The organism is Mycobacterium sp. M23085 (genome assembly GCF_045343915.1).
Classification (GTDB): domain Bacteria; phylum Actinomycetota; class Actinomycetes; order Mycobacteriales; family Mycobacteriaceae; genus Mycobacterium.
Genome location: NZ_CP174280.1, coordinates 4,846,499 through 4,868,342, shown reverse-complemented (window position 1 = coordinate 4,868,342; position 21,844 = coordinate 4,846,499). Strand labels below are relative to the sequence as shown.

Here is a 21,844-nt window from a genome sequence, read left to right as displayed (position 1 = left end):
TGGGTGATCGCCGGCCGCGCAGAATCGCCCGAACTGGTTACGTTGCTGGCCGGTCGGCGGATCGCGGTGCTCACGGGTGCCGGCATCTCCACCGATTCGGGCATTCCCGACTACCGCGGACCCGATTCACCGCCAAGCAACCCGATGACGATCCGCCAGTTCACCAGGGACCCGGTGTTTCGGCAGCGGTACTGGGCGCGCAACCACGTCGGTTGGCGGCACATGGACGACACGCTGCCCAATGCGGGCCACCGAGCGCTCGCCGCGCTCGAGGACGCGTCGGTGGTCACCGGCGTGATCACCCAGAACGTCGATCTGTTGCACACCAAGGCCGGTAGCAAAAACGTCATCAATTTGCACGGCAGCTATGCGCACGTGATCTGCCTGGACTGCGGAGCCATCATGACCCGTGCCGCCTTGGCCGAGCGGCTGGAGGCGCTCAACCCCGGCTTCATCGAACGCGCCGAAGCGATCGGCGGCCTGGCGGTGGCTCCCGACGCCGACGCCGTCGTCGCCGACACCACGTCGTTCCGCTACCTGGATTGCCAGCGCTGCCGCGGCATGCTCAAGCCCGACATCGTCTACTTTGGCGAGAGTGTCCCCAGAGACGTTGTCGCCGAAGGTTATAGGCTGGTCGACCGGGCCGAGGCGCTTTTGGTCGCCGGGTCGTCGCTGACCGTGTTCTCCGGCTACCGGTTCGTCCGTCACGCCGCCGCGCGGGGCATCCCGGTGGCCATCGTCAACCGTGGCGCGACCCGCGGCGACGCCCTGGCCACCGTCAAGGTCGACGGCGGCTGCTCGGAGTTGCTGGCGCTGCTGGCCAACGAATTAGCGCCCCTGTCAACGCGTTAGAAGGTGCACGGCATGCTGCGGATGGCGTGCACGAAATTGCCGGCCAGATACGCCGGCTCGCCGGCCTGGATGTCGGGCAGCTGACGGAACAGCTCGCCGAAGATGGCCCGCAGCTGCGCGCGCGCCACGTGTGCGCCCAGGCAGAAGTGCAGTCCGCCGCCGCCGAAACCGACGTGCGGATTGGGGTCTCGGCTCAGGGTCAAACGTTCCGGGTGGTCGAACGCCTCGGTATCCCAGTTGCCGGACGGGTAGAACATGACCACCTTCTCGCCCGCCGCGATGGTCTGACCGCCCAGCTCGATATCCGTTGCGGCGGTACGGCGGAAGGTCATGACCGGGGTTGCCCAGCGGATGAACTCCTCAATGGCGGTACCGATCCGGTTGTCGAAATCCTGCAGCAGCCAAGACTTTTCGTCGGGGAAATCGGTGAGCGCCCTCAGGGTGTGGCTGATGGTTTGCCGGGTGGTGTCGTTGCCCGCCACCGAGAGCAGGACGAAGAACGCCGCCACCTCCGCATCTTCCAGACGGTCGCCGTCCACCTCGGCGGTGACCAGGCTGCTGATCAGGTCGTCACCGGGGTGCTCGCGACGCTCGGTGGCCAGTGCGCCGACGACCTGGTGTAGATACAGCTGGTTTTCCACCAGGACTTCCATCGCCGGGCGCCCGTTTAGGAATTCCGGGTCGGCCCAGGAGACCAGGGCGTCGGTGGCGTGCGCCATGCGCTCACGCTCGGATTCCGGAATTCCCATCATGTCCGACAGGGTGCGGATCGGCAGTTCCTTGGCGCAGTGGTCGACGAAATCCGCGCCGGTGCCGGCGGCCTTCAATTCCTCGACGATAGTCTTGGCGTTGGCATTGATCGAGTCCTCGATGCGTCGGACCTGCCGGGGGCTGAGCGCGGCATGAGCGAGCTTGCGCAGCTTGGTGTGTCGCGGTGGGTCCATCGCCAGAAACGATTGCGACGCCTCGAGCAACTCCACCGGAATGCTCTCGAACATCACCCCCCGGCCGGACAGGAAGACGCCGTTGTTGCGGCTGACCGCGACGATGTCGGAGCGCCGGGTCACCGCCCAGAAGCCGGGGTCGGTCGGATCGGGCATCAGCGAGTCTTCGACGGGCGGGTGCCAGCTCACCGGGCGCTCGGCGCGCAGCACGGCGAAGGAGCGTTCCCGATCCGCCGCGGTGGTGGACCAGAACGCCCGCGAGGACAGATCGATCTCGTCGTAGGCGCGACCGGACTTGTCGGTCCCGGACTTACCCGTCAGCACGGCCATGGTGGTGATCCTCCGTCTCGTATGACCCCGGTCACAAGCTGCTCGTGACGATATGCCTAGACACTGTGTCTAGTCAATATGTCGGTCACTCGGCTATGCTCGGCGCATGCCGTCGCTCACCCGCAAGCCGCAGGGCAACCGGAGCCTGGGGCGCGAGCAGCGGCGCGAGCAGCTGGAGCGCCGGCTGTTGGACGCCACCGAACGGCTGATGCGCGACGGCGCCAGCTTCACCGAACTCAGCGTGGATCGGCTGTCGAACGAGGCCGGCATCTCCCGGGCCAGCTTTTACATTTACTTCGAGGACAAGGGTCAGCTGCTCCGCCGGCTGGCGGGCCAGGTGTTCGCCGACCTGACCGAGGGCGCCCGCAGCTGGTGGAGCGTGGCCGGACGGCACAATCCGGACGACGTGCGCACGGCGATGAGCCGCATCATCGCCACCTATCGGCGGCATCAGGCGGTGCTGGTCGCGCTCAATGAGATGGCCGCCTATGACCCGCAGACGGCGGAGACGTATCGCGAACTGCTGACCGGGATCTCGGAGCAGTTCACCCACGTCATCGAAGGCGGCCAGGCCGACGGCTCGATCCGTCCCGAGCTGGTCCCGCTGACCACCGCCAGCGCGCTGACCTGGATGGTCGAGCGGGCCTGCCAGCAGAACCTCCCAATAAAGCCACCCCAGTACGACGCCGAGCTGGCCGCGACCCTGACCGAAATTGTCTGGGGCGCACTGTATCTCAAGCCCATCTCGGCGAGCTGACAGTAGCGCGAGCCTACACCGCCACCAGGTCGTCGGCGTGCACCGCGGGCCTGCGCAGCTCGCCGGGCAGCTCGGAGGTCGAGCGGCCCATCATCGTGGTCAATTCGGTGGCGTCGTAGGCGACCACGCCACGGGCCACCATCACGGCGTCCGGGTCACGCAATTCGACGACGTCGCCGGCGTAGAACCGGCCGGCCACCGCGGTGATCCCGGCGGGCAGCAGCGACCGACGCTGATGCACCACGGCGCGCACCGCGCCCTCGTCCAGGGTCAGCGCGCCCGCGGCCTCTGCGGCGTAGCGGACCCAGAACCGCCGCGCCGACATCCGCACCGGGCGTGCCGCGAACACCGTGCCGACCGAGGCGTCGGTAAGCGCGGTGGCGGCGTCGGCGGCGGCGGCCAGCAGCACCGGCACACCGGCATCGGCGGCCAGCAGCGCCGAGGACATTTTGGAGGTCATCCCGCCGGTACCCAAATCGCTTCCTGGACCGGCGATTACACCGATCAGATCAGCGGAGCCCGACACCTCCGAGATGAACCTCGCGCCGTCGGTCTTGCGGGGATCCGAATCGTAGAGCCCATCGATGTCGGACAGCAACACCAACGCCTCGGCGCCGACCAGGTGAGCCACCAGCGCCGACAGCCGGTCGTTGTCGCCGAACCGGATCTCGTTGGTGGCCACCGTGTCGTTTTCGTTGACGATCGCCACCGCGTGCAGGGCGCGCAGCCGATCCAGCGTGCGCTGGGCGTTGGTGTGCTGGGCCCGCATCGCAAAATCGTGCGCGCTGAGCAGCACCTGCCCGACCGTGCGGCCATAGTGGGCGAACGCGGCGCTCCACGAATTCACCAGCGCGACCTGGCCGACGCTGGCCGCCGCCTGCTTCGTCGCCAAATCCCTTGGGCGACGGGATAATCCGAGCGGCTCGATGCCGGCGGCGATGGCCCCCGACGACACGATGACGACGTCGGTGCCCGCCTTCATCCGCGCCTCGATCGCATCGGCGAGTCCGGCCAGCCGGCCGGCATCGAACACCCCGGTCGGTGTGGTCAGCGCGTTGGTCCCCACCTTGACCACCAGGCTGCGCGCATTGCGGATGACGTCGCGGTGGGCGGTCACGATGCGCCGCTCTCCCCCGCCAGCGGGAGGTGCCCCCACCTCATCGCTACGCTCTGCATCGTCGCCGGCGGTCACGACTCCTCACCGTGTTCTCTGGTTCTGCGCCGCTCTCCCCCGCCAGCGGGAGGTGCCCCCACCTCATCGCTGCGCTCTGCATCGTCGCCGGCGCGGCGCTGCCGCCGGGCGGCCTTGCGCTCGGCGGCGCCGACGCGCTCGGTGCGCTCCAGCCGCGCGTCGGTGCCCCTTCCGGACATCGGGCCCTTCATCGCAGCCTGTTGTCCGGCAGGCGTTTGCGGCTCCCAATCGAATGTCATGTCCCCGATGGTCACTTCGCAGCCCGGCCGCGCACCCAGCCGCAGCAATTCTTCTTCGACACCGAGGCGCGCCAGCCGGTCGGCGAGATATCCCACGGCCTCGTCGTTGTCGAAGTTGGTCTGTCGGATCCACCGCTCGGGCCGCGCCCCGCTGACCACGAAGGCGCCCGGCTGTTCCGGATCCGGCTCGACGCTGAAACCGCTGTCATCGACGGGAACCGGACGGATCACCGGGCGACGCGGCACGACCTCCGGCTGGGCGGCCTGGTATTCCGAGATCATCTTCCATAATCCGAAGATCAACGGCTGCAATCCTTCTCGTGCGACCGTTGACACCAGGAACACCGGCCAGCCGCGCTCGGCGATCTCGTCGCGGACGAATTCGGCAAGCTCGCGCGCCTCGGGCACGTCGATCTTGTTGAGCACCACCGCGCGGGGCCGCTCGGTCAGATCACCCAGCGTCGCATCCCCTTGCAGGGTCGGCGTGTACGCGGCGAGCTCGGCCTCCAACGCGTCGATGTCCGAGATAGGGTCGCGGCCGGGTTCCGCGGTGGCGCAATCGACGACATGCACCAGCACCGCGCATCGCTCGATGTGCCGAAGGAAGTCCAGGCCCAGTCCGCGGCCCTGGGAGGCACCCGGGATCAGGCCGGGCACGTCGGCGACGGTGAAAGTGTGCTCGCCCGCCGATACCACACCCAGGTTGGGAACCAGCGTGGTGAACGGGTAGTCGGCGATCTTGGGTTTGGCCGCCGAGATCGTGGACACCAGTGACGATTTCCCCGCCGAGGGAAAACCGATCAGGCCGGCGTCGGCGACGGTCTTGAGTTCCAGGGTCAGGTCGCGGGTCTGGCCCTGCTCACCCAGCAGCGCAAAGCCGGGGGCCTTACGTGCCCGCGACGCGAGCGCGGCGTTGCCCAGCCCGCCGCGGCCACCCGCGGCGGCTTCAAAGCGGGTGCCGGCGCCGACCAGATCGGCCAGCAGCCGGCCGTTTTCGTCGAGGACGACGGTGCCGTCGGGGACTTTGACTTCCAGGTCGGCACCGGCGGCGCCGTCGCGGTTGTTGCCCATCCCCTGCTTGCCCGAGGGCGCGGTGACGTGCGGATGGAAATGGAAGTCGAGCAGGGTGTGCACCTGCGGATCGACGACCAAGACGATGCTGCCGCCGCGGCCGCCGTTACCGCCGTCCGGGCCGCCGAGCGGCTTGAACTTCTCGCGATGGACCGAGGCGCAGCCGTTACCTCCGGCACCGGCGCGCGCATGGATGACGACGCGGTCGACGAACCGAGGCATCGTGGGTCCTCTCACCTACCTCCGGGCGCCGAAATCACCGGGCTGGGCCCGGAACACGCTCAGTCGGCGGCTTGTCCCGCGGTCACGATGTTGACGGTCTTGCGGCCGCGCTTGACGCCGAACTCGACGGCGCCGGCTTCCTTGGCGAACAACGTGTCGTCCCCGCCGCGCCCGACACCCACGCCCGGGTGGAACTTGGTGCCGCGCTGCCGAACGATGATCTCGCCCGCCTTGACGACCTGGCCGCCGAATCGCTTGACGCCCAGCCGCTGCGCGGCGGAATCGCGACCGTTGCGCGAGCTGGAAGCGCCTTTCTTGTGTGCCATATCTATCGCCTCATCACTTGATGCCGGTGACCTTCAGGACCGTCAGCTGCTGACGGTGCCCCTGACGCTTGTGGTAGCCGGTCTTGTTCCTGAACTTGTGGATACGGATCTTGGGGCCCTTGGTGTGCTCGAGGACCTCGCCGGTCACGGCGACCTTGGCCAGCGCCGCCGCATCGGTGGTCACCTCGGCGCCGTCCACCACCAGGGCGACCGGCAGCGACACGTTTGAGCCGGGCTCGGACTCGAGCTTCTCGACCTTGACCACGTCCCCGACGGCGACCTTGTACTGCTTGCCGCCCGTCTTCACGATTGCGTAGGTCGCCATCGTTGCTCCTGCTCCTTCTGCTAGCCGCTGCTCTGCGCGTCGCGCGCGAACCAGCCGCGGTGCGCGTGGTGGGTCTGGGTTGCGGGCCTGCGCCGATTCCCCGGGAGTCCCGCTGCCGCCGGCCGAAGTTTAGTTGCCCGGCCTGACGACAACTGTCCAAGGGTACGTGACCAGCGGCTACAGGGTCAAACCGGACACGACCAGCGCGGTGTGGCCGCCGACTCAGTCCGCGTGGATCGGCGGTCCAGCCGGCCTGCCCGCGGCGCGTCTGCGCCTGGGGCGTGCCGGGCCGGCCTGGTCGGCCCCAGCCGAGCCCTGCCCGGGATCGGTGTCGTCCGAATCGTCGTCCTCGGTGTCCAGATCGTCGTCGTCGAGCTCGAGATCCTCGTCGTCGTCGCCGAGATCCTCTTCGTCGTCGATATCCTCGTCGTCGTCGAGGTCGTCATCGTCCGAGTCCTCGTCGTCTTCGTCCTCGTCGTCTTCGTCGTCCGAGTCCTCGTCTTCGTCGTCTTCGTCGTCCGAGTCCTCGTCTGTGTCGTCGAAGTCCTCTTGGTCGGCTTCCGCGGCCTCGCCGGCTCGCGCCGCCTTGTCCTGATCGAGCGCGTCGGTGGTGTCCTCGGTGGTCTCGTCGGCTTCGTCGTCGTCGTCGGACTGCGTGGAGGAACCGGCGGCCATCGCCTTGAACATCGGATGTTCACCGGGCGCGTGGGTGGGCACCTTCGCCACCACCGGCTCTTCGGCTTTGTTCTTCTTGCGCCTGCCCCGGCGGCCACCACCACCGGATTCGGATCTGCGGCCGTTCGACGGGGACGAATCCACCGGGTCGGTGTGCAACAGGATTCCGCGCCCGCCGCAGGCAGAACACGACGTCGAGAACGCCTCGATCAGCCCGGTGCCCAGCCGCTTACGGGTCAGCTGGACCAGCCCGAGCGAGGTCACCTCGGACACCTGATGCCGGGTACGGTCACGGGCCAGCGCCTCGGTCAGCCGCCGCAGCACCAGATCGCGGTTGGACTCCAGCACCATGTCGATGAAGTCGATCACCACGATGCCGCCGATGTCGCGCAGCCGCAGCTGACGCACGATCTCCTCGGCCGCCTCGAGGTTGTTCTTCGTGACGGTCTGCTCGAGGTTGCCCCCGGAACCGGTGAACTTGCCGGTGTTGACGTCGACCACCGTCATGGCCTCGGTCCGGTCGATGACCAGCGTGCCGCCCGAGGGCAGCCACACCTTGCGCTCCATCGCCTTGGCGAGCTGCTCGTCGATGCGATGCACCGCAAACACGTCCGGGCCGGCCTGCCCGTCCGGCCCAGCCGGCGGTTCGTACTTCGTCAGCTTCGAAACCAGGTCGGGCGCAACGGAATTCACGTAGTCGTTGATGGTGGTCCAGGCCTCGTCACCGGAGACGATGAGGCCGGCGAAGTCCTCGTTGAACAGGTCGCGGATGACCTTGACCAACACGTCGGGCTCTTCGTAGAGGGCCACCGCGGCGCCGGCGGCCTTCTCCTTGATCTCGATCGCCTTGGCCTCGATCTGCTTCCAACGCTCCTGCAGTCGGCTGACGTCGCTGCGGATGTCCTCTTCTTTGACGCCCTCGGACGCGGTCCGGATGATCACACCGGCGTCGGACGGCACCACTTCGCGCAGGATCTCTTTGAGCCGTTGCCGTTCGGTGTCGGGCAGCTTGCGGCTGATCCCGGTCGACGACGCCCCCGGCACATAGACCAGGTAGCGGCCCGCCAGGGACACCTGCGTGGTGAGCCGCGCGCCCTTGTGCCCGACCGGGTCCTTGCTGACCTGGACGACGACGTAGTCGCCGGGTTTGAGGGCCTGCTCGATCTTGCGGTCGGATCCGCCGAGACCGGCGGCTTCCCAGTTCACCTCGCCGGCGTAGAGCACACCGTTGCGACCGCGGCCGATGTCGACGAACGCCGCCTCCATCGACGGCAGCACGTTCTGCACGATGCCCAGGTAGATGTTGCCCACCAGCGACGCCGACGCGGCCGACGTGACGAAGTGCTCGACGACGATGCCGTCCTCGAGCACCGCGATCTGGGTGTAACGCGAGCCCTGGTGCGGCGGCTCGGTGCGGACCCGGTCGCGCACCACCATCATCCGCTCCACGGCCTCACGGCGGGCCAGGAATTCGGCCTCGGTCAGCACCGGGGGGCGGCGACGCCCGGCATCGCGACCGTCCCGGCGCCGTTGCCGCTTGGCCTCCAGCCGAGTGGAGCCGTTGATGCCCTTGATCTCGTTGTTCGAGCTGCCGGAGTCATCGCCGCCGCCGCTCTTGCCGTTGCGTGGCGGCCGCTCGTGCACCACGGTGTTGGGCGGATCGTCGGGCGATGACGCCTCGTCGTTGTCGTCGCCCGATCCGGATTTACGTCGCCGTCGCCGGCGGCGGCGGCGGTTGCCCCCGTCGGCCGAACCGTCGTCACCGTTGTCGGAGTCGTCGGAGTCATCTGAGTCGTCGGAGTCCTGGCCATCGGAGTCATCGGAGTCGGTGGAGTCGGCGGGGCCGCCCCTCTTGCCCCGCGGTTGCCCCTCGTCCTCGTCACCGTCGTCGCCCTGGCCGTCGGATGCGCCCTGCTCACCGCGCCCGCGGCCACGACCGCGGCGGCCGCGACGCCGCCGCCGGTTCGACGGGCGGTCGGCCTGGTCGTCGTCGTCGCTGTCGGAATCGTCGGAGTCGGCGTCGTCGTCGCTGCCGGCGTCCTCCTCGCGCGCGTCGATCGGCTGCGGCGCGACGAACAGCGGCATGTAGTGCGGCCGCTCGGCGGCGTTGTCCGGGGTCTCGAGCAGCAGCCGCGATTCGGGTTCGTCGGCCGCGGCGTCGGCGACCGCCGGAGCGCTATCCGCGGGTTGTGCGGCCGCCAGCAGGTCTCGCACCCGGACCGCGTCGTCGCGGTCCACGGTGGAATGCGCGCTGCGGATCCGCCCGTCCAGTTCGCTCAGCGCGTCCAGCACCCGCTTGCTGGTCGTCCCCAGCGTCCGGGCCAGCGAATGAACTCTCAGGCGGTCCGGCAGTTCCTCGGGCCGAGTCGATTCTTCTGATGGGTCTGCAGTCGGTGCACCGTCTACCACGTATTCTCCTCAAGCCCCCGGGCGCGTCGTTGCGACGCGGCCACGCGAGGGCTTCGCTATGGACCCGGGTCACTTCTCCCGGGCTTGTGATGGTCTCGCCCCGAGCGGCCCAGGATCGCAGACCCACTCGGCGCCGTGCTGAATGACGGCTTGACATGCAGCGAACCAAGGCGACGGGGCTATGGTCGCGCTTGTCTAAGTCTTCATTCGGGTGTCTGACGCCGGTCCGGCGACGTTCACCCGAGACCAGTATCCCACATCACGCGGCCGGTCCAGCCACACCTGATGCAGCCGGCTTCAGCAAACCGCTCGCGGGCGCGATCTCCGCAGCTCTAGGCGTTGGGAAACCAGAGCGCGATTTCGCGCTTGGCCGACTCGACCGAATCCGACCCGTGCACCAGGTTGAACTGGGTTTCTAGCCCGAAATCGCCGCGGATCGTGCCGGGGACCGCCTTCTCCACCGGGTCAGTACCGCCCGCGAGCTGCCGGAATGCCGCGATCGCGCGCGGCCCCTCCACGATGGCCGCCACCACCGGACCCGAGGTGATGAACTCCAGCAGCGACTCGAAGAAGGGCTTGCCGTCGTGTTCGGCGTAGTGCTGGGCGGCGAGGTCGCGGCCGACGAGCCGGAGCTCCAGCGCCGTGATGGAGAGGCCCTTGCGCTCGATGCGGCCGATGATCTCCCCGACCAGCTGCCGCTGCACGCCATCGGGCTTGATCAGTACCAATGTCCGTTCGGTCACGGCGCACAGCGTACATAACCAGGCGGCACCGAGCTGGGCGACGGCAACCGGCCCCTGCTCGGACCGTTACGCCGCCGCCTGCGGGCCTCATTCCTGCCTGCGCCGGACCTCGGCCCGGAAGTAGGCGATCAAGCCCCACAGGCCGGTGAACAGCACGCCGATGAACCCCACCCCCGGGTAGACCGCGAAGCCCGCGAGCAGGATCACCTGCACGCCGAGGTTGGCCCAGATCGCCCAGGGTTTGCGCTGTACCCCGGACATCAGGATCAGCAGCGTGGCCAGCCCGATCAGGTAGACCAGCGACACCGTCGTCAGGCCGCCGCCGACCGCGCCCACCACCGGGATCGCCAGCAGCACCACGATCGCCTCCAGGAACAGCGTCAGCGCCATCACCGCGCCGAAGCTCCGCCACGGGTCGGCCGGCGGCGCCGGGTCGGGCGCCTCGGGGTTCTCGGGCACGTCCGATTCGGTCATTCCGGATCCCGGCCGAACAGGGTGCGCGCAGCCCCGGCGGTGACCACCGAGCCGGTGATGACGATGCCGGTGCCGGAGAAGGCTTCGGCCGGGCCGTCCACCGCGGCGTCGTCCACCAGCGCGGTCGCGACGTCGATGGCGTCGCGCAGGTTCTCGGCGGTGCTCACCCGGTCCGGTCCGAAGCGTTCGCCCGCCGCCAGGGCCAGCGACTCGACGTCGAGTGCCCGCGGGGATCCGTTGTGGGTCACCACGACAGCGTCGAACACCGGCTGCAGCGCCGCCAGAATGCCGTCGACGTCCTTGTCCGCGAGCACGCTGAGCACCCCGACGAGATAGCGGAAGTCGAATTCGCCGGCCAGGGTCTGCGCCAGCGCGGCCGCGCCGGCGGGATTGTGCGCGGCGTCGATGAACACCGTGGGCGCGCTGCGCATCCGCTCCAGCCGGCCGGGGCTGGCGACGGCGGCGAAACCCGCCCGCACCGCCTCGACGTCGAGCTGGCGCTGCGCACCGGCGCCGAAGAACGCCTCCACCGCCGCGAGGGCCAGTGCGGCGTTGTGCGCCTGGTGTTCGCCGTGCAGCGGCAGGTAGACATCGGAATACACCCCACCGAGACCCTGCAGCTGCAACACCTGCCCGCCGATCGCGACCTGACGGCCCAGGACGGCGAACTCGGAGTCCTCGCGGGCCACCGCGGCGTCGGCGCGCACCGCTTGGGCCAACAGCACTTCCATCGCCTCGGGTGCCTGGCGCCCGATGACCGCGACGGTGTCGGGTGCCCCCTCGGGCGCCTTGGTGATGATGCCGGCCTTCTCCCCCGCGATGCCGGCCAGGTCGTCGCCCAGGTATTCGACGTGGTCGATGGAGACCGGGGTGATGACCGCCACCGGGGCGTTGATCACGTTGGTGGCATCCCAACGCCCCCCCATTCCCACCTCGACCACGGCGACGTCGACGGGGGCGTCGGCGAACGCGGCGAACGCCATCGCGGTCAGCACCTCGAACTTGCTCATCGCCGGGCCGCCGTCCGCCTGCGACTGCGCGTCGACCATCTGCACGAACGGCTCGATCTCGCGGTAGGTCGCCACGTATTGGGCCGGGCTGATCGGTTTGGAGTCGATCGAGATGCGTTCTACCGCCGATTGCAGGTGCGGGCTGGTGGTGCGCCCGGTACGGCGGTGCAGCGCGGTGATCAGGGCGTCGATCATCCGTGCCACCGAGGTCTTGCCGTTGGTGCCCGCGACGTGGATCGACGGGTAGGCCAGCTGCGGCGAGCCCAGCAGGTCCATCAGCGCGCTGATCCGGGTCAGGCTCGGCTCGATCTTGGTCTCCGGCCAGCGCTGGTCCAGCAGGTGCTCGACCTGCAACAGCGACGCGATTTCGTCCGGGGTGGGGACCGGGTCGGGGATCTCGGCGGGCACCTCGTCCTGCGGCCAGTCGGGCGGCTCAGTCATCGGTCACTCACTGCAGCCCGGTTAGCCGGGCGTTGATTCGCTCGGTTTCCTCCTGGGCCACGCGCTGACGGTCCCGGATCTTGTCGACGACGTTCTGCGGGGCCTTGCCCAGGAACTCGTCGTTGGCCAATTTGGCGGTGGTCGACGCCAGCTCCTTGTGCGCCGCGGCCAAGTCCTTTTCCAGCCGGCGCCGTTCGGCGGCGACGTCGATGGTGCCCGAGGTGTCGAGCTCGACGACGACGGTGCCGCTGCTGAGCCGCACTTCCACCGACGCCGACGGGCGAAACTCCGGGCCGGCGGCCGTAAGCCACGCCAGCGACGTCACCGCGCTCACCTGGGTGCTCAGATCGGCTTCGTCGACACCGGCCATCCGGGCCGGCACCTTTTGCCGGTCCGCCAGCCCTTGATCGCTGCGGAACCGGCGCACCTCGGTCACCAGCTTCTGCATGTCGGTAATCCGCTGTGCGGCAACCGGATCCAGGCTGATTCCGGACGACTGCGGCCAGTCGGCGATCACCAGGGACTCGTGTTGGCCGTCATCGCCGGTCAGCGCCTGCCACAGCGCCTCGGTGATGAAGGGGATCACCGGGTGTAGCAACCGCAGCAGGGTGTCCAGCGTCGCCGCCAGCACGGCCGTGGTGTGTGTGATCCCTTCGGCCAGTTGCGTCTTGGCCAATTCGACATACCAGTCGCAGAATTCGTCCCACGCGAAGTGGTAGAGCGCCTCGCAGGCGCGACTGAATTCGTAGCTGTCAAAAGCCGAATCAACTTCGGCGCGAACTTCTTCCAGTCGCCCGAGAATCCATCGGTCGGCATCGGTGAGCTCGGCCGGTGCGGGCAACGGGGCCAGCTTCGCGCCGTTGAGCAGCGCGTAGCGGGTGGCGTTGAACAACTTGGTACAGAAATTGCGCGACGCCCGGACATGGTCCTCACCGATGGCCAAATCACCGCCGGGACTGGCGCCGCGGGCCAGCGTGAACCGCAGCGCGTCGGCTCCGAAGATTTCCACCCAGTCCAGAGGGTCGATGACATTGCCCTTGGACTTGCTCATCTTACGGCCGGACTCGTCGCGGATCAGACCGTGCAGGAAGACATCGGTGAACGGCACCTGCGGGCCGCGGCGGCCGCCCAGGGTGATGGCTTCGTCGTCACCGACGAAGGTGCCGAACATCATCATCCGGGCCACCCAGAAGAAGAGGATGTCATAGCCGGTGACCAGAACGCTTGTGGGATAGAACTTTTCGAGCTCCGGGGTCTTGTCGGGCCAGCCCAACGTGGAGAACGGCCACAGGCCCGAGGAAAACCAGGTATCCAGCACGTCAGGGTCCTGCACCCATCCCTCCGGCGGCGTTTCGTCGGGGCCGACGCAACGCTGTTCGCCATTGGGGCCGTACCAGATCGGGATGCGATGGCCCCACCACAGCTGGCGCGAAATGCACCAGTCGCGCATGTCATCGACCCAGGCAAACCAGCGGGGTTCCATGCTGGCAGGGTGAATCACGGTGTCCCCGTTACGCACTGCATCACCGGCGGCCTTGGCCAGCGATTCCACCTTGACCCACCATTGCAGCGACAGCCGCGGTTCGATGACTTCGCCGCTGCGCTCCGAATGCCCGACGCTGTGCAGATAGGGACGCTTTTCCTCGACGATACGGCCCTGCGCTGCCAGGGCCTTGCGCACCGCGACACGGGCGTCGAATCGGTCCATGCCGTCGAATTCGGTTCCGGTGTCGGCGATCACGGCCTTGACGTCCATGATGGACGGCATTGGCAGGTGGTGCCGCAGCCCGATTTCGAAGTCGTTCGGATCATGCGCGGGGGTGACTTTGACCGCCCCGGTGCCGAAATCGGGGTCCACGTGCTCGTCGGCGACGATGACCAGCTCGCGATCGACGAATGGGTGGGGCAGCGTTGTCCCGACCAGGTGCGTGTAGCGCTTGTCGTCGGGATGCACAGCGATGGCGGTGTCGCCGAGCATCGTCTCTACCCGGGTGGTCGCCACGACGATGTGCGGCTCGTCATCGTTGAGTGATCCGTATCGGAACGAGACCAACTCGCCCTCGACGTCCTCGTAGACGACCTCGATGTCCGAGATCGCCGTCTGCAGCACCGGCGACCAGTTGACCAGCCGCTCGGCCTGATAGATCAACCCGGCGTCGTAGAGCCGCTTGAAGATGGTGCGGACCGCCCGGGACAGCCCCTCGTCCATGGTGAAGCGGTCGCGGCTCCAGTCCACGCCGTCGCCGAGCCTGCGCATCTGGCCGCCAATAGCGCCGCCGGATTCCCGCTTCCACTCCCAGACCTTTTCGATGAACAGCTCTCGGCCGAAGTCCTCTTTGGTCTTGCCGTCGACCGCCAGTTGCTTCTCCACCACGCTCTGCGTCGCGATGCCGGCGTGGTCCATGCCCGGCTGCCACAGCACCTCATATCCCTGCATCCGCTTGCGCCGGGTCAGGGCGTCCATCATGGTGTGCTCGAGCGCGTGGCCCATGTGCAGGCTGCCGGTCACGTTCGGCGGCGGCAGCACAATCGAATACCCGGGCTTGGTGCTATTGGGATCCGCCGTGAAGTACCCCGCGTCCACCCACTTCTGGTAGATCGCGCCTTCTACCGCACCGGGGTCCCACGACTTGGGGAGGTCGGTGGCGGGGCTGCGGCTGGCGGTCACCCGTCAATTCTAGGTAGCGGTGTTTACCTTCGTGTAAGCGCCCGAATGCGTGAGCCGGGTCACTAACTCCGCCGCTCGACCTCTAATCTCACGCCCGCGGCGGGAAATCGGTCCAGTAGCGCATCACCCATCGCGGCCGCGGGAGTGAGAACGCCACGCAGATCGGGAAGCTTGTCGCGGTCCGCTGCCAGGGCAAGGGCGCACTCCCCCAACAACACCGAAGTCGCCTTGTAACCCGGGTCACCGCGCTGCTCCATGCGCGCGACATAGCGGGCGCCGGTGGTTGTGGTGGTGAAGGTCTCGATCCGGTAGTAGCCGCGCTCCCGGGCGGCCTCGCTCGGGCCCGTTCCGGGTTTGGGCACAATTCGCTCCACCCATTTGCGCGGCAGGAACCGGAAATACCGGCTGCCCAATCCGAAGGCCGCCACGCCGATACCACCCACCACGGCGGATGCCACCGGGGCCACCGGCGAGGACCCCAGGCTCATGCTTTCGCTGTAACGCAAGTGTCGCCCGTAGGCCCAGTCCAGCAACGCGTTGCTGCGCCGCACAATTCGGGTGTTGTAGGGCGCCATCAGGAAGCCCGACGTCCATACGCCCGTCAGCTCCGGCGCGATCCGGCCACCACGGCGCCAGGGCAGATCGGGCTGGGGACCGACCTCGGGTTCGGCACCGCGGTCGGTGGTCAGCGTGTACGGGTCGGCAAGCTGGCGGCGGGCGTCGGGATCGCGGGAGGCGGTATCCAGCACTTCCAGCATCGACGCGACGGTTCCACCGGACACGCCGCCGGAGAAGGAGCGGACCACCAGATCGGTGTCGCCGAGCTCTCCGGCGCCGTCGTCTCGCACCGCCCGGTAGAGCGCATACACGCTGAGGTCCGAAGGGACGGAATCGAAGCCGCATGCATGCACGATGCGGGCTCCGGTGTCGGCGGCCTGCTTGTGGTACAGGTCGATGCTTTCCCGGACGAACATCGCCTCACCGGTCAGGTCGGCATAGTCGGTCCCCGCGGCTGCGCAGGCAGCCACCAGGGGCAACCCGTATCGGCTGTAAGGCCCGACCGTGGTGATGACGACCTGGGTGCGGGCCGCCATCTCATTGAGCGTCGAGGGCGACGAGGCGTCGGCGTTCAGGATGGGCCACGACTGCGCGCTGTCGCCCAACGTGTCGCGGACCGCGCGCAACCGTTTGGTCGACCTGCCGGCCAGAGCGATCCGCTGGTCCGGTGCCGAGCTGGCCAGATATTCCGCGGTCAGTTTCCCGACGAAGCCGGTCGCCCCATAAACCACGATGTCGAATTCGCGCGGCGTTGCGGTCACGGGCCCGACGCTACCCGACGGCGGGGGCCGCACCCCGTGGAGCTAAGAAGTGCCGGGCACGAGGGCCCGGCACTTCTTATCCGTATGACGCCGCAGCGTCGATTGCGGCTGTGGCTCAGCCTCGGCGGCCGCAGACCGGCCACGCGCCGATGCCCTGCGAGTGCAGCACGTTCTCGGCGACCCGGATCTGCTCCTCGCGGCTGGCGCCCGACGGGGAACCCGCGCCACCGTTGGCGCGCCAGGTGCTCGGGGTGAACTGCAGACCACCGGAGAAGCCGTTACCGGTGCTGATCCCCCAGTTGCCACCCGACTCGCACTGTGCGATGGCATCCCAGTTCACGCTGTACGCCCTGTGGGCGGGCGGCGGCGGGACCTCCGGGCCAGGCGGCGGAGCGTCCGGAGCCGGCGGCGGCGGAGCGTCCGGAGCCGGCGGCGGCGGAGCGTCCGGAGCCGGGGGCGGCGGAGCGTCCGGAGCCGGGGGCGGCGGAGCGTCCGGAGCCGGCGGCGGCGGCGGAGCATCGGGAGCCGGCGGCGGCGGCGGAGCATCGGGAGCGGGGCCGGCGGCCGGCGCGTTGGGGTCGAAGCCCACCGCTTCGGGGTCCGCGTGCGCGGTGGCCGATGGGATGGTCACGAGCGTGCCCGTGACGGCGGCAAGAATGAGCGTCTTTCGGACGTTCTTCAAGTGTGTTCCTTTCGCGGTGCGCGCGCCAAAGCAAGCCCACGGATGTGGGCCGAAGCTGTCTGGTTGATGCCTGCTTTGAAACGTGCCGTCTGGGTCAGGCACGGCAGCGGCGGGCCAAGTCTGCCCGGCGGGTGTTACCCACCGACCACGGTCGGGCTTTCGCCGTCCGTAGCGCCGCTCGCACGCGGGTCCGTGGATTCAATTATTTGATTACTCTTCGGTAACCCGTTGTGGGCTAACAGGGACCGTAGAAGACCCTGGCGCGTTCGTCATCTCCGGAAACCGCATATCTCGTTTCGGTAACGGGCCGATCACACCGCGGTAGCCCGGCCATTTGCGCAGGTCATCGGCGACGTTTGCGAATCGGCGCTTGGCGGGCGCGACCAAACGAATGGTGAGCCGAATCACCTGCATTTTGTGAGCTGGCGCACGTTTATTTGCGGCACTGCTATCGATTCTCCAGTGCTTCAACGGAACCGGACCCGTCCAGCGGCAAACGGCGCAGGATACCGCAACTCGCGCGTGCTTCGAGGAAGCCACGCCGACACGTGACTAAGACCACCCCGTGATTATCGACTTACATTGAACGCCAGCATATTTCGAAAGGGACGCCAATACGCTTGGCCGGGCGTTCCTCGCCAGGCAACACTCACCCGGCGTATTGCTCTGTTCTGCAACGACTCTCACGAATATCCCGCGGCAGCAACATCTTTCGGGCATTCACGGCGAGACGATGTCTCCCAGCAACACAGCCCGGCACCGCCAGCCGAGGGAATCCGATCGACTGCGGCGAGTGCGATTTCACGCGGCGCGGATTTGCCAGATGACAGCGGGCACTTTTACCGCAATACACAATCACCCCGCCTGACCACCACCGTCAGGTGCCATCTAACGATGCTCAGATCGCCGCTGCGCCAACACATCACGGTGCCCAACCGCCCGGCGACGCTAACGTAATTCAAATCGCCATACCGGAAAGGCAGTAATGCCATTCCGCGGAATATCGGATGCTTTGTTTACAGCACAGGCCGAATTATCGGCCCCATTGATTGCGCGAAATGCGGAGCCGCGGGCCGGTCGGGCCGGCGCTCGGTCTCAGCTTCGGGACTGCGCCAAAGCGAGCAGGTCGCTCTCCGTGTTGACGTTGGCCAGGAAGCGCGATTCCGGCAGCACGATCTGCTGGGCGTCGGAGGCATCGATCAGGGCGCGCATCGAGCGGGCGCCGCCGGCCACCAGGCCGGCAATCCGCTCGGCCAGATCGGTGCGGTACACCGCGGCCAGATAGTGGCTGCGACCGTCCCACGGCAGCACGATTTCGGCGCCGGTCTCGGCGGCCAGCTGCACCAGTTCGTCGATCAGATCGGCAGACAGAAGCGGCATGTCGACGGCGCAGACGAAGGCGTAGCGGGCGCCCGCCTCTGCGGCCGCCCGTAGCCCGCGTCCGGTGGCCGGTAGCGGGCCCTGGCCGCGCACCTCGTCGCGGATGACCTGCGCCTGCACCGTGGGCAGCGGTTGGCCCGGGGCGGCCATCACGAACACCGGCTCGCAGCGCTGTGCGATCACCCCGGTGACGTATTCCAGGAGCGTTGCGGCGCCGCCGGGACCGGGCAAGGTGGCCTTGTCGCGGCCCATCCGCCGAGATTCGCCGCCGGCCAGCACGATCCCTGCTAGCGACCCGGCGTTTTCCGTGTCAGGCATCTGGTCGGCCACGTCAGTCGACGGTCCAGGTGTCGCGCCCGCGCAGCAGCGATTGCAGCGCGGCGGAGTCGAAGGCCTTCGCCGACTGTGCCGCCTGCACCTGTGCGCGTGCCGCGTCGTCGTAGGTGGGCCGGCTGATGTTGCGGAAGATGCCGAGCACGGTGTGGTCGAGGTTCTGATCCGACAACCGGGACAGGGCAAAAGCGTAGGCCGAGTTGTCGGAGTGCGCGTCGTGCACCACGATCTCGTCGACCGACACGTCGGCCGTCTTGGCCACCTCCAGCCCGAAGCCCGACTTCACCACGCAGTATTCGCCGTTGGCGCCGAACACAATTGGCTCGCCGTGGCGGACGTTGATGACGCGCTCCTCGGCGCCTTCCTTGCGCAGCGCGTCGAACGAACCGTCGTTGAAGATCGGGCAGTCCTGCAGGATCTCGACCACGGCAGCGCCGCGGTGCCCGGCGGCGGCGCGCAGCACCTCGGTCAGGCCATTGCGGTCGGAGTCCAGCGCGCGCCCGACGAAGGTCGCCTCGGCGCCCAGGGCCAACGACACCGGGTTGAACGGGTGGTCCAGCGATCCCATCGGAGTCGACTTGGTGACCTTGCCGACCTCCGATGTCGGCGAGTACTGGCCCTTGGTCAGGCCGTAGATCCGGTTGTTGAACAGCAGGATGGTGATGTTGACATTGCGGCGCAGCGCGTGGATCAGGTGGTTACCGCCGATCGACAACGCGTCGCCGTCACCCGTGACCACCCACACCGAGAGGTCCTCGCGGGCCAGCGCCAGGCCGGTGGCGATGGCCGGAGCGCGGCCGTGAATCGAGTGGAAACCGTAGGTCTCCAGGTAGTACGGGAACCGGCTCGAGCAGCCGATGCCGCTGATGAACACGATGTTCTCGCGGCGCAGCCCGAGGTCGGGCAGGAAGTTGCGAATGGTGTTGAGGATGACGTAGTCACCGCAGCCCGGGCACCAACGAACCTCTTGGTCGCTGGTGAAATCCTTCGACTTCTGCGGCTGGTCCTCGGGAGTCAGCGTGGGAACCCCGTCGTTTTTGGTCAACTTGGCGGTCACACCGAGCTCTTTGCCCGCCAGGTTGCCGATCAGGTCAGTCACGAGCGCCGCTCCTCCTCATCGCTTCGCTCTGCATTGTCGCGGCGCGTGTCACGAGCGCCGCTCCCTCAGCGCTTCGCGCTAGGTTGTCGTCGGCCGGAACCACGGAGCTCATGCGCCGGCTCCCACCGTTGCTGCCGCCATCTTGGCGACCATCGTCTTGTCGTTCTCGACTTCGGCCAACGTCCCACCCAGTGCGGCGCGGATGACGCGGCCGATCTCGTCGGCCAGGAAGGCGACACCTTGCACCTTGCTGACCGACTGCACGTCCACCAGGTACTTGCCCCGCAGCAGGAACGCCAGTTGGCCCAAGTTCATCTCCGGCGCGACCACCTGCGGATAGCGCCGCAGCACCTCGCCCAGGTTGGCCGGGAAGGGGTTGAGGTAGCGCAAGTGGGCGTGCGCCACCTTGATGCCCTTGCGCCGCGCTCGCCGGCAGGCTTCACCAATCGGGCCGTACGAACTACCCCAACCGATCAGCAGTAGCTCGGCATCGCCGGTCGGATCGTCGACCTCCAGATCGGGGACCGAAATCCCGTCAATCTTGGCCTGACGCAACCGAACCATCAGATCGTGGTTGACCGGCTCGTAGGAGATGTTGCCCGAGCCGTTCGCGGCTTCCAAGCCACCGATGCGGTGCTCGAGCCCCGGGGTGCCGGGCACGGCGAATTGCCGGGCCAGGGTCTCCGGGTCACGCGCATACGGCTGGAACGGTTCATCCGGCTTGGCGAAGGTGTGCGTGATGCGCGGCAGCGTGCTGACGTCCGGAATGCGCCACGGCTCTGAGCCGTTGGCGATCGCGCCGTCGGACAACACGATCACCGGGGTGTGGTACGACACCGCGATGCGCGCGGCCTCGAGCGCGGTCTCGAAGCAGTCCGAGGGTGAGCGCGGGGCCAGTACCGCAACCGGTGATTCGCCGTTGCGGCCGAACAGCGCTTGGAGCAGGTCGGCCTGTTCTGTCTTGGTGGGCAGCCCGGTCGAGGGCCCGCCGCGCTGCACGTCGACGACCAGCAGTGGCAGCTCGGTCATCACGGCCAGCCCGAGCGCTTCGGACTTGAGCGAGATGCCCGGGCCGGAGGTGGTGGTGACGCCCAGCGCGCCGCCGTACGAGGCGCCGATTGCCGCGCAGATCCCACCGATCTCGTCCTCGGCCTGGAAGGTCATGACGTTGAAGTTCTTGTGCTTGGACAGCTCGTGCAGGATGTCGGAGGCCGGCGTGATCGGGTAGCTACCGAGCAGGACCGGGATGTCCGCCAGCTGGCCCGCCGCCACGATGCCGTACGCCAGCGCGGTGTTGCCGGATATCTGGCGGTATTCGCCCGACGGGAGTGTCGCTCGGGAGACCTCGTAGGTGGTGCCGAAAGCCTCGGTCGTCTCGCCGTAGTTCCAGCCCGCCTTCAGCGCCAGCACATTGGTCTCGGCGACATCGGGCTTGCGGGCGAACTTCTCCCGGATGAACTTTTCGCTGGTTTCGATCGGCCGCCCGTACATCCAGGACAACAGGCCCAGCGCGAACATGTTCTTGGCGCGCTGGCCGTCCTTCTTCGTGGCGCCGATCGTCTCGACGGCCCCGAGCGTGAGCGTGGTCATCGCGACGGAATGCACCACGTAGTCCGACAACTCGTCGCTCTCGAGTGGGTTGGTGACGTAGCCGACCTTGGTCAGGTTGCGCTTGGTGAACTCGTCGGAGTTCGCGATCACCATTCCCCCGCGGGGCAAGTCATCGATATTGGCTTTGAGCGCAGCGGGATTCATCGCGACGAGAACGTCGGGCCGGTCGCCGGCGGTCAGGATGTCGTAGTCCGCGATCTGAATCTGGAAGGACGAGACACCGGGCAGTGTTCCCGCGGGGGCGCGGATCTCGGCGGGATAGTTCGGCTGGGTCGCCAGGTCGTTGCCGAAAAGCGCTGCCTCGGACGTGAACCGGTCTCCGGTAAGCTGCATGCCATCGCCAGAGTCCCCCGCGAAGCGAATGACGACTTGTTCGAGGCGCTGACGGGCAGATCCGTTGGGAGAAGCCCCGTTCTGTGAGTCTGATCCGGCTCCGCCGCCGTTCGGATCCACGTCTTTGCCCTCCACTTTGTTTCACCGGACAGACAGTCCGCCGACGTTCCAGGTTACGCCCCGTTGGAGCAACGTCAGCGCAGCGGCGCTTTTATGTCACTGCCGGTATCAATTATGGCATTTGTTTGTGGGTTGTATTGCCGTCTCTTATGCGTCGCAAGCAGCGGGTTTGCCGGCAAAACACGAAGTCAATCGGGGCTACTGGCGGGTACGAAACCAAACTGTGGTATTGGTCACGTCTTTCCCTGGAAAATCGCACGCCGCGTTCCGGCGCCGGCTTTCGTCGTGG

The 21,844-nt window shown here is 67.7% G+C and carries 17 protein-coding genes; 2 read left to right on the top strand and 15 right to left on the bottom strand.

Annotated elements, in window-relative coordinates:
• Positions 1-3 precede the first annotated feature (3 nt).
• Complete coding sequence (locus ACIUM1_RS22870) at positions 4-852, top strand: SIR2 family NAD-dependent protein deacylase (RefSeq protein WP_406814802.1); 849 nt, start codon at positions 4-6, stop codon at positions 850-852.
• Here the strand turns inward: ACIUM1_RS22870 and ACIUM1_RS22865 are convergent.
• Positions 849-2,126 (bottom strand): cytochrome P450, encoded by a 1,278-nt coding sequence (locus ACIUM1_RS22865; RefSeq protein ID WP_406814801.1) that lies wholly within the window; start codon positions 2,124-2,126, stop codon positions 849-851. The two genes, ACIUM1_RS22870 and ACIUM1_RS22865, sit on opposite strands and share 4 nt — an antisense overlap.
• A gap of 106 nt (positions 2,127-2,232) precedes the next feature.
• Between ACIUM1_RS22865 and ACIUM1_RS22860 the strand changes: the two genes are divergently transcribed.
• Positions 2,233-2,883, top strand: coding sequence for a TetR/AcrR family transcriptional regulator (locus ACIUM1_RS22860; RefSeq protein WP_406814800.1), 651 nt, complete (start codon positions 2,233-2,235; stop codon positions 2,881-2,883).
• Positions 2,884-2,896: 13 nt separating this feature from the next.
• Here ACIUM1_RS22860 and proB read toward each other — a convergent pair whose 3' ends face one another.
• The 14 genes from proB to ACIUM1_RS22790 all read right to left on the bottom strand — a co-directional run bounded on the left by proB (position 2,897) and on the right by ACIUM1_RS22790 (position 21,555).
• Positions 2,897-4,003 (bottom strand): glutamate 5-kinase, encoded by a 1,107-nt coding sequence (gene proB / locus ACIUM1_RS22855; RefSeq protein ID WP_406817821.1) that lies wholly within the window; start codon positions 4,001-4,003, stop codon positions 2,897-2,899.
• Positions 4,004-4,071: 68 nt separating this feature from the next.
• Positions 4,072-5,607 carry a GTPase ObgE gene (obgE, locus tag ACIUM1_RS22850; RefSeq protein ID WP_406814799.1) on the bottom strand — a complete coding sequence of 512 codons (1,536 nt, stop codon included), beginning with the start codon at positions 5,605-5,607 and terminating at the stop codon, positions 4,072-4,074.
• A gap of 59 nt (positions 5,608-5,666) precedes the next feature.
• Positions 5,667-5,933: a 50S ribosomal protein L27 gene (gene rpmA, locus ACIUM1_RS22845; RefSeq protein ID WP_406814798.1), complete on the bottom strand. Its 267-nt coding sequence runs from the start codon at positions 5,931-5,933 to the stop codon at positions 5,667-5,669.
• A 13-nt stretch (positions 5,934-5,946) separates the two neighbouring features.
• Positions 5,947-6,258, bottom strand: coding sequence for a 50S ribosomal protein L21 (gene rplU, locus ACIUM1_RS22840; protein WP_112710006.1), 312 nt, complete (start codon positions 6,256-6,258; stop codon positions 5,947-5,949).
• A gap of 222 nt (positions 6,259-6,480) precedes the next feature.
• The gene (locus tag ACIUM1_RS22835) at positions 6,481-9,342 is read right to left on the bottom strand and encodes an Rne/Rng family ribonuclease (RefSeq protein WP_406814797.1); all 2,862 of its coding nucleotides are present in this window, start codon (positions 9,340-9,342) and stop codon (positions 6,481-6,483) included.
• Between the two features lie 332 nt (positions 9,343-9,674).
• On the bottom strand, positions 9,675-10,085 hold the full coding sequence (gene ndk / locus ACIUM1_RS22830) for a nucleoside-diphosphate kinase (protein ID WP_406814796.1): 411 nt from the start codon (positions 10,083-10,085) through the stop codon (positions 9,675-9,677).
• A gap of 87 nt (positions 10,086-10,172) precedes the next feature.
• On the bottom strand, positions 10,173-10,559 hold the full coding sequence (locus ACIUM1_RS22825; RefSeq protein WP_406814795.1) for a DUF4233 domain-containing protein: 387 nt from the start codon (positions 10,557-10,559) through the stop codon (positions 10,173-10,175).
• The gene (locus ACIUM1_RS22820) at positions 10,556-12,010 is read right to left on the bottom strand and encodes a bifunctional folylpolyglutamate synthase/dihydrofolate synthase (RefSeq protein WP_406814794.1); all 1,455 of its coding nucleotides are present in this window, start codon (positions 12,008-12,010) and stop codon (positions 10,556-10,558) included. The genes ACIUM1_RS22825 and ACIUM1_RS22820 overlap by 4 nt, the downstream gene beginning before the upstream one ends.
• Before the next feature lie 7 nt (positions 12,011-12,017).
• The gene (locus ACIUM1_RS22815; protein WP_406814793.1) at positions 12,018-14,678 is read right to left on the bottom strand and encodes a valine--tRNA ligase; all 2,661 of its coding nucleotides are present in this window, start codon (positions 14,676-14,678) and stop codon (positions 12,018-12,020) included.
• A gap of 62 nt (positions 14,679-14,740) precedes the next feature.
• Entirely contained in the window at positions 14,741-15,997 is a 1,257-nt protein-coding gene (locus tag ACIUM1_RS22810; protein ID WP_406814792.1) for a saccharopine dehydrogenase family protein, read from the bottom strand.
• A gap of 115 nt (positions 15,998-16,112) precedes the next feature.
• Positions 16,113-16,679, bottom strand: coding sequence for a transglycosylase family protein (locus tag ACIUM1_RS22805; RefSeq protein ID WP_406814791.1), 567 nt, complete (start codon positions 16,677-16,679; stop codon positions 16,113-16,115).
• Between the two features lie 1,095 nt (positions 16,680-17,774).
• Positions 17,775-18,377: a molybdenum cofactor guanylyltransferase gene (gene mobA / locus ACIUM1_RS22800; RefSeq protein WP_406814790.1), complete on the bottom strand. Its 603-nt coding sequence runs from the start codon at positions 18,375-18,377 to the stop codon at positions 17,775-17,777.
• A 13-nt stretch (positions 18,378-18,390) separates the two neighbouring features.
• Positions 18,391-19,491 carry a 2-oxoacid:ferredoxin oxidoreductase subunit beta gene (locus ACIUM1_RS22795; RefSeq protein ID WP_406814789.1) on the bottom strand — a complete coding sequence of 367 codons (1,101 nt, stop codon included), beginning with the start codon at positions 19,489-19,491 and terminating at the stop codon, positions 18,391-18,393.
• A 108-nt stretch (positions 19,492-19,599) separates the two neighbouring features.
• Positions 19,600-21,555, bottom strand: coding sequence for a 2-oxoacid:acceptor oxidoreductase subunit alpha (locus tag ACIUM1_RS22790; RefSeq protein ID WP_406814788.1), 1,956 nt, complete (start codon positions 21,553-21,555; stop codon positions 19,600-19,602).
• Between the last annotated feature and the right edge of the window lie 289 nt (positions 21,556-21,844).